Below are 7896 nucleotides of genomic sequence, written 5' to 3'. Positions count from 1 at the left end.
TCGGCTTTGTCCCGCCAGACATAGTCCTCACCCAGAATCGAGAACTTGTAGCGGGTGCCATCGCCGACGTCGGGAACGAACAACTCCCAAATGCCCGATGATCCCAGTGAGCGCATCGGGTGACCGGCACCGTCCCAGTAGTTGAAGTCACCCACGACGCGCACGCCCCGTGCCGACGGTGCCCATACAGCAAACGATGTACCTGTCACGGGCCCGTGGTCGCTGCCGTAGATCCGGGTGTGGGCACCCAACGCTTGCCATAGCTGTTCGTGACGGCCCTCGCCGAGTAGATGCAGGTCAACGTCGCCCAGCGTGGGCAGGTAGCGGTAGGGATCCTCAGCCGGGCGAGGGCCGTCGCCGTAGTCGACGTCAATGCGATAGTCCGGTACTTCCGCCTTCGGAACCACCACCTGCCACACCCCGCGATGTTCGTGCTCCATGGGGAAGGAATCCTCCCCGGAACGCACTGTCACTGCTTTCGCCATCGGTCGCAGCACCCGAATGGTCACTGCCTCCTCGTGGGGATGAGCACCCAGGATGGCGTGTGGGTTGGTGCTGACACCGTCCACCAGTAGATCAATGTCATCGGTGCTGACCGGCGCAGGTGATGGCATATCTCATCTTCTCCACCCGGCGTGCGGTTTGCGCGGTGTACGCCGGATCGGCTCGCTGTTGGTGTTCATGGGTGCACCCGGGCGATGTGGGCGACGTGCTGTTGCGGCACCAACTTGACGTAGAAGTCACGATGCCAGGTCCACTCCGCGCCGGTGACCAGATCAGTGACCTGCAACGTGTCCTCGGGTTGATGACCGAGCGCTGCCATGTCCAGGTGAACGGTGGTTTCCCGGCCCCAATGCGGATCCAGATTGCACACCACGATCACCGTGTTGCCAGCATCGGTTTTGGAAAATGCGATGACGTCAGCGTCATCGGTGTGATGGAAGTGGATGTTGCGCAGCGCCTGCAAGGCAGGATTGCTGCGGCGAACCTCGTTCAACATGGTCACGTACTCGATCAAGGTGTGGCCATGGCGTTTCGCTGCCACCCAATCCCGTGGCCGGTACTGGAACTTCTCCGAGTCCAGGTACTCCTCGCTACCGGGCCGGATCGCTTGATATTCGAAGAGTTCAAAGCCCGAGTAGATGCCCCACGACGGTGACATGGTGGCGGCTAGTGTGGCGCGTACTGCGAAGGCGGCCGGGCCACCGTGCTGCAAATACGCCGGCAAGATGTCGGGGGTACTGGGGAAGAAGTTGGGGCGCATGTACGCCGAGGCTGGTCCACTCAGTTCCTGCAGGTACTCGGTCAGGTTGTTCTTGTGATTGCGCCACGTGAAGTAGCTGTAAGACTGCTGAAAACCGACCGTGGCCAGTGCCCGCATCATGGCTGGTCGGGTAAATGCTTCTGCTAGGAAAATGACGTCGGGATCGGTGGCGTTGATCTCCGCGATCAGTCGGTCCCACAACCACAGTGGCTTGGTGTGCGGGTTATCCACGCGCAAGATGCGCACGCCCCGATCGATCCAAAACCGCGCCACCCGCAGGATCTCGGCATACAGGCCGTCCGGATCATCATCAAAGTACAGTGGATAGATGTCCTGATACTTCTTGGGTGGATTTTCGGCGTAAGCGATGCTGCCGTCGGCGCGATGGGCGAACCAATCTGGGTGCTCGGCCACCCACGGGTGGTCGGGGGTGGCCTGCAAAGCCAGGTCAAGCGCTACTTCCATATCCAGTTCGCGGGCACGGGCGATGAAGTCGTTCAGATCAGCCAAGGTGCCTAGATCGGGGTGGACTGCGTCGTGGCCGCCTGCGGCGTCACCGATGGCCCATGGTGAACCGGGGTCACCGTCGGCGGGATCGGTGGTGTTGTTTCGGCCTTTCCGGTTGGTGTGACCGATCGGGTGCACCGGTGGTAAATACACCACATCGAAACCCATCTCAGCGATCGCTGGCAGTCGCTGTGCGGCTTGGGCAAGCGTTCCGGATTTGGGTGGGTTCACCGACGCGCCTTCACTGCGCGGGAACATTTCGTACCAGGAGCCCACCAGCGCTCGGCGGCGCTCCACTCGGATCGGCCAGCCCGGACTGTGCGTGGGATGGGCCCGCAGTGGGTACTGCGCCAGCAGGTCAGCAACGGCTTGCGCCTCCACCAATGCCAACCGATCTGGCCCGGTGCGCGAATCGTCACGTAACTGCTCGGCCGTATCGAGGAGCAGAGTGCGCTCAGCGGTGGCTTGGTCAGGTAGCGAGTCGGCTACCCGTTCCAGCAGCAATGCGCCATCACCGAGTTCAATTTCGCGGTCTGAACCGATCGGGATCTTGATCCGGGCGCGATGCAGCCAGGTCTCGATCACGTGATCCCAGGCTTCGATGCTGAAAGTCCAATCACCTGACTCTTCGAACCGGAAGTCTCCCGCCCAACGATCTACTCCCACACCGACCGGATGCAACGAGATCCGATGGTGCGACCCGGTCGGGGAAGTCAGCACCGCCTCCACTCCGAGAGCGTCATGGCCCTCGCGAAAGACGGTGGCTGCCACTGGCACCTTTTCCCCTACGGCCGCCTTAGCCGGGCGGCGCCCAGATTCCACCGCTGGCCACACGTCGCTAATCGCAAATCGGCCGGATAGCGTCGGTGGCGGTTCGAGTCCTCCGGGTCGGCCAAGGCCGGGGTCCGGGGGCGGATCAGTGGGCATAGTCGGACTCTAGTGGCGCTGAGTTGTGGAGTCGCTGCATCGAACGGGTTGGCTGCTGGTGCTAGGAAAGGTCTGGCATTTCGCGGGGCTCCGGCATCGGGAGAAAAAAACGAGTCCCGTGGTCGTCCAGTTCTGCCAATCCTCGCCGTACTTCAGGTGCCATGTCGTAGTTGAGGATCAGCACGATGTCGGGTCTGCGCAAGATAAGTTCTGCCGGCGACACAATCGGGATATCGGTCCCCGGTATGCGTCGCCCTTGCTTCGCTGGCGAAAGATCTGCGGTGTACGGAAGTAGGTCGGAGGTTACGCCCAGCCAGTTGAGTAAACCCACGCCTCGCGAGGGTGCGCCGTAGCCGGCAACATGTACACCTGCTTCCTGCTGCGAGTGCAGAAAGTCCAGCAATTTGCTTTTGGTGCTGATCATTCGCTGGGCTATCCCCGACAGATCCCCACCAGGCCCAACGCCGGCGGCGACCTCTGCGGTCAGTCGCGCAGCTACAGAGGCATCGGCTGAACCCTCCTTTGCCGCTACCAGTTTGAGGGCTCCGCCGTGGGCGGCGGTGGTGCTGCAGCTGATGGGCGCGAACCCATGGCGCTGTAGGGCCGATATCAAACTGTGCGCATTGAAATAGAGCGGGTGGCCGACCCGAATCGTGGCGAACTCGCCTTGGCTGATGAGTTGGAGCGCGTCTTGCGTCTCGATTACGAAGTAGCCGTTGGGCGCCATCTTTTCGAGCGTCTCGCCGAAATCATGGTCGAAATTCTCGGAATGCATGACACCGAAAATGTCCAGTACGAGGTCTGCTGGTTGATCCTTGCGGGCCGGCAGTAGACCAGCCGCTTCCAGCTCAACTTCCCAGCCGTCACCGTGGGGTGAACGGGTGTGCGCGTAGGTCATGCCAGGTTGCAGATTTAGCTCGCTGATCAGGGCTTCAGTTCCCGACTTCGCGTGCGCCGCATGTGTGGCTGATCGAACACCACTGATTTCTTCTTCGATCTGGCTGAAGCGATCTCCTAGTTGGAGCAGCCCACATCGGTCGCATCGCCACAGATCTACCGGATAGGTGGGTTCGGTGCGAGGGTCGTCCAGTAGCGGGAAACTCGTTCCACTGGGCTGGTGGCCAAGATCGATCACGTGTGAGAACAAGTCGCTACCGCATGATCGGCAGTGACCGATCGGCGGCGAGGTGTGGTTCCCGTCATGTGTCATGGTTCCCGACGCTAGTCGATCTTTTGTCGGCTCGACAGGCAAAGTTTGACGAATGAAGGAATCCTATCGGCGCTGCGGGGCGCACTGGCAGGTAGAGATGCGTAGGGTGCTGTCCTGTGGACCTGCAAGATCAGTTGAAGCACCAAGTTGCCGCCGCCGCGGCCCAACTAGTGAAGCCGGGGATGACGCTCGGACTGGGCTCCGGTTCGACGGCCGCGCTCTTCGTGGAATCCGTCGGGCGCCGAGTTAAGAGTGGTGAACTTGAGGGTGTCCGTGGGGTGCCCACTTCATTCCAGGCTGAGGTGTTGGCGGTGCAGCACGGTGTTCCGTTTGCCACCTTGAATGAGATCGATCGCATCGATCTAGCCGTAGACGGTGCGGACGAAGTCGCACCGAATCTGGACCTCACCAAAGGCGGCGGTGGCTGTCATACCGAGGAAAAGCTGGTGGACGCTTGGGCCGACGAGCTGGTGATCGTTGTGGATGACAGCAAACTGGTGTCGAAGTTGGGGGAGAAAATGCCGATCCCAGTCGAGGTGCTGCCCGATACTTTTCGGCAGGTCACCGAACGGTTGGAGCGGATCGGTGGCAAACCGGAACTGCGGATGGCGGTCAGGAAAGCTGGCCCGGTGATTACCGATCAAGGGAACTTCCTGATCGACACCACCTTCGCTCCGATCGACAACCCTGGTGAGTTAGAGAAGGAACTCAACAATATGCCGGGGGTCTTGGATGTGGGGCTGTTCGTGGGGCTCGCGGACAAGGTGCTGATCGGTGAAGTACGCGACGGTAAGCCGCACGTTCGCGAAATGACGAAATAGCACCTGGCAGCACCCAACCCCAATCCCCGGTCACCTAGTCGGTGGCGACCTCGAACAGCACCACGCTGTGGCTCTGTAGCCGGACCTTGGCGCCCGGCGGTTCGAGGAGTCGGCGTTCAGCGGACGTGTCCTCCGCAGAGTCCAGGATTCGCCGAAAACCAGCGCCGTCGGCCAACGGCGGCAGCACCACCGATGTGTCCTCCTCGCCAGCGTGCAGGTAGAGCAGGAACGACTCGTCCTCGATCGCGCGACCCCAAGAATCCCGGGATCGCAGTTGTCCCGCCAACAGCATGCCGAGAGTGTGCAGTTGCGGGTTGTCCCAGGTCTCGTCGGTCAGTTCGATGCCTTCGGGGCCGAACCAGGTGAGATCTTTCTGGCCGTTGCCGTTGACCGGTAGTCCTTGGAAGTAGTTCAACTGCCGAAACACCGGGTGTTCGCGACGGATCCGCAGTGTGGTGCTGACGAAGTTCAGCAGGCCGTGTTGCCAGTCCTGCCAGTCCCAGGGCATGTAGGAGATCTCGTTATCTTGGCAGTAGGCGTTGTTGTTGCCGCCCTGGGTGCGTCCGATTTCATCGCCCATGGTGAACATGGGTACCCCGGTTGACAGCGCGAGAGTGGCGAGGATGTTGCGCAATTGTCGGTGGCGGATCCGGTTGATGCCTTCGTCGGGGGTTTCCCCTTCGGCCCCGTAGTTGCGGCTGCGGTTGTCGTTGCTGCCGTCCCGGTTGTTCTCACCGTTGGCTTCGTTGTGTTTGTGGTCGTAGCTGACCAGGTCGCGAGCGGTGAAGCCATCGTGGGCGGTCACGTAGTTGATCGAGGCAAACGGTCGGCGGCCCTCCCGGGAATACAAGTCCGCGGAGCCAGTCAACCGGGAGGCCATTTCGCCGGTGCGCCCCGAACCTCGCCAGAAGTCGCGGATGCAGTCGCGGTATTTGTCGTTCCATTCTGTCCACAGTGGTGGGAACTCGCCCACCTGGTAACCACCATCGCCGACGTCCCAAGGTTCGGCGATGAGTTTCACTTCGCGCAGCACTGGATCCTGCTGCACGGTGGCGAGGAAGTTGCCCAACATGTCCACGTCGTGCATCGAGCGGGCGAGGGCGCTGGCCAAATCGAATCGGAATCCGTCCACGTGCATCTCTTCCACCCAGTACCGCAGCGAGTCGGTGATGAGTTGCAGCACGTGTGGTTGCACGACGTTGAGCGTGTTCCCGCAGCCGGTGTAGTCGGTGTAGTAGCGGGCGTCGTCTGGGAGTCGGTAGTAGCCGGGGTTGTCGATACCGCGGAAGGACAACGTCGGTCCCAGTTGGTTGCCTTCGGCAGTGTGGTTGTAGACCACGTCCAGGATTACTTCGAGTCCGGCCGCGTGCAGCGAGCGCACCATGCCCTTGAACTCATCCACCTGTTGGCCGGTCGTGCCAGCGGAACTGTAGGCGGCGTGTGGGGCGAAGTAGCCGATGGAGTTGTATCCCCAGTAGTTGACGAGACCCCGATCAAGAATTGAGGTCTCGGAGATGAAGTGGTGGATGGGTAGCAGTTCCACCGAGGTAACGCCTAGCCCGACGAGATGTTCGATGACGGCAGGATGTGCGAGCCCGGCGTAGGTGCCGCGGAGAGCTTCCGGGATTTCCGGATGGAGTTTCGTGAATCCTTTGACGTGAGTCTCGTAGATGACAGTGTCACTCCACGAGACATTGGGGCTGGTGTCGCCGCTCCAGTCAAAGCCGCTGCCGACGACAACGGAGTGGGGCATGTACGGGGCGGAATCAGCGTCGTTGCGGGTGAGGTCATCGGTACCTTCGTGACCAAAGATGGCTGGGTTCAACGTCAAGTCACCGGTGACGGCTCGCGCATACGGGTCAATCAGGAGCTTGTTCGGGTTGTAGCGCAGGCCCTGCTCCGGTTGCCAGGGGCCATAGACTCGAAAGCCGTAACGCGTTCCCACTTCCACACCCGGTACATAGCCGTGGAAGATGTGGAAGGTTTGCTCGGTTAACTCGTAGCGAGTTTCGCCACCTTCGGCGTCTAGGACACAGAACTCCACTCGCTCCGCGCCGCGACTCCACAGTGCCACGTTGACGCCAAGGCCATCGTGAGTGACCCCAAGCGGGCTCCAGTGCCCCGGCCAGGCGGGGGTGCTGCTGCGGGAATCGGCCATGTCCTGACGCTAACGCCTCCGCGCGGCGAACGCGGATTGGTCGGTGATACTGGCCGGACTTTGCCAACCTCGTGAACCGCTGGGATTAGCCCACAGGTAATTTTGTAGCCATGAGCAAGACGAATCCGGGCAACTTCTTCGAAGACTTCACCATCGGTCAGGTGATCGACCACGCGACCCCGCGCACGATCACCGAAGGCGATCGGGCGGTGTACGGTGCGCTGTATCCGACGCGGTTCGCCGCACCCTCCTCGGCTGCCTTCGCTGCTGGCGTGGGGCTAGACCCGCACCCGGTGGAAGAGCTGATCGGCTTCCATATTGCGTTTGGCAAGACGGTGCCGGATATCTCGCTCAACGCCGTGGCCAACTTGGGCTATGCGGAAGGTCGATTCCACACTCCTGTCGTTCCCGGTGACACCCTGCGCACCAGTTCTGAGGTTATTGGGCTGAAGCAGAACTCCAACGGCAAGACCGGTGTGGTGTACGTCCGTTCCACCGCCACGAATCAACGCGGTGAGAAGGCCATTGACTGGGCGCGGTGGGTGATGGTGAAGAAGCGCGACATTGACGCGCCGGCACCAGAAACGGTGGTCCCGGAGTTGGCCAAAGCGGTTGATGTCAGTGACTTGGTGATTCCGGCTGGCCTGGACTTCAGTAGCTATGACTTCACCGCGGCGGGGGAGTCCCATAGATTCGCTGACTATGAGGTCGGCGAGAAGATTGATCACGTGGACGGCGTTACCCTCACCGATGCCGAACACATGATGGCCACCCGGCTGTGGCAGAACACCGCCAAGGTTCACTTCAACACTCAGGCCCGTCCCGACGGGCAGCGGCTAACCTACGGCGGCCACATCATCTCCATGGCGCGAGCCCTGTCCTTCAACGGATTGGCCAACGCGCAACTGATCGCCGCGATCAATGCTGGGGCGCATACTTCGCCGGCCTTCGCGGGTGACACCGTCTACGCCTGGTCGGAGGTGCTGGACAAGGCTGAGACCGATGTACG

6 protein-coding genes are annotated in these 7896 nt (G+C 61.3%); 2 read left to right on the top strand and 4 right to left on the bottom strand.

What is annotated here, in order from left to right:
* The 3 genes from K0U62_06610 to K0U62_06600 form a co-directional block, all read right to left on the bottom strand.
* Positions 1–614 (bottom strand): 1,4-alpha-glucan branching enzyme (locus tag K0U62_06610; protein MCH9801190.1); only part of this gene is annotated, 614 nt, incomplete at its 3' end.
* Positions 615–679: 65 nt separating this feature from the next.
* Positions 680–2698, bottom strand: a complete 2019-nt coding sequence (locus tag K0U62_06605) for an alpha-1,4-glucan--maltose-1-phosphate maltosyltransferase (GenBank protein MCH9801189.1) — start codon at positions 2696–2698, stop codon at positions 680–682.
* 61 nt (positions 2699–2759) lie between these two features.
* Complete coding sequence (locus tag K0U62_06600; protein ID MCH9801188.1) at positions 2760–3845, bottom strand: class I SAM-dependent methyltransferase; 1086 nt, start codon at positions 3843–3845, stop codon at positions 2760–2762.
* A 179-nt stretch (positions 3846–4024) separates the two neighbouring features.
* On the opposite strand from K0U62_06600, the gene rpiA reads away from it, so the two are divergent.
* On the top strand, positions 4025–4729 hold the full coding sequence (gene rpiA, locus K0U62_06595) for a ribose-5-phosphate isomerase RpiA (GenBank protein ID MCH9801187.1): 705 nt from the start codon (positions 4025–4027) through the stop codon (positions 4727–4729).
* Positions 4730–4763: 34 nt separating this feature from the next.
* Here the strand turns inward: rpiA and glgX are convergent, their stop codons facing one another.
* Positions 4764–6887 (bottom strand): glycogen debranching protein GlgX, encoded by a 2124-nt coding sequence (gene glgX, locus K0U62_06590; GenBank protein MCH9801186.1) that lies wholly within the window; start codon positions 6885–6887, stop codon positions 4764–4766.
* 110 nt (positions 6888–6997) lie between these two features.
* Here glgX and K0U62_06585 point away from each other — a divergent pair.
* Positions 6998–7896, top strand: an 899-nt coding sequence (locus tag K0U62_06585; GenBank protein MCH9801185.1) for a MaoC family dehydratase, incomplete at its 3' end; no start/stop codon positions are given.

The organism is Actinomycetes bacterium (genome assembly GCA_022599915.1).
Lineage (GTDB): Bacteria > Actinomycetota > Actinomycetes > S36-B12.
This window is presented reverse-complemented; position numbering and strand designations above follow the sequence as displayed.

Bases quoted from the DNA above. Each gene is read 5' to 3' on its own strand.
- glgX (MCH9801186.1), bottom strand. From the start codon at position 6,887: ATGGCCGATTCCCGCAGCAGCACCCCCGCCTGGCCGGGGCACTGGAGC.
- K0U62_06605 (MCH9801189.1), bottom strand. From the start codon at position 2,698: ATGCCCACTGATCCGCCCCCGGACCCCGGCCTTGGCCGACCCGGAGGA.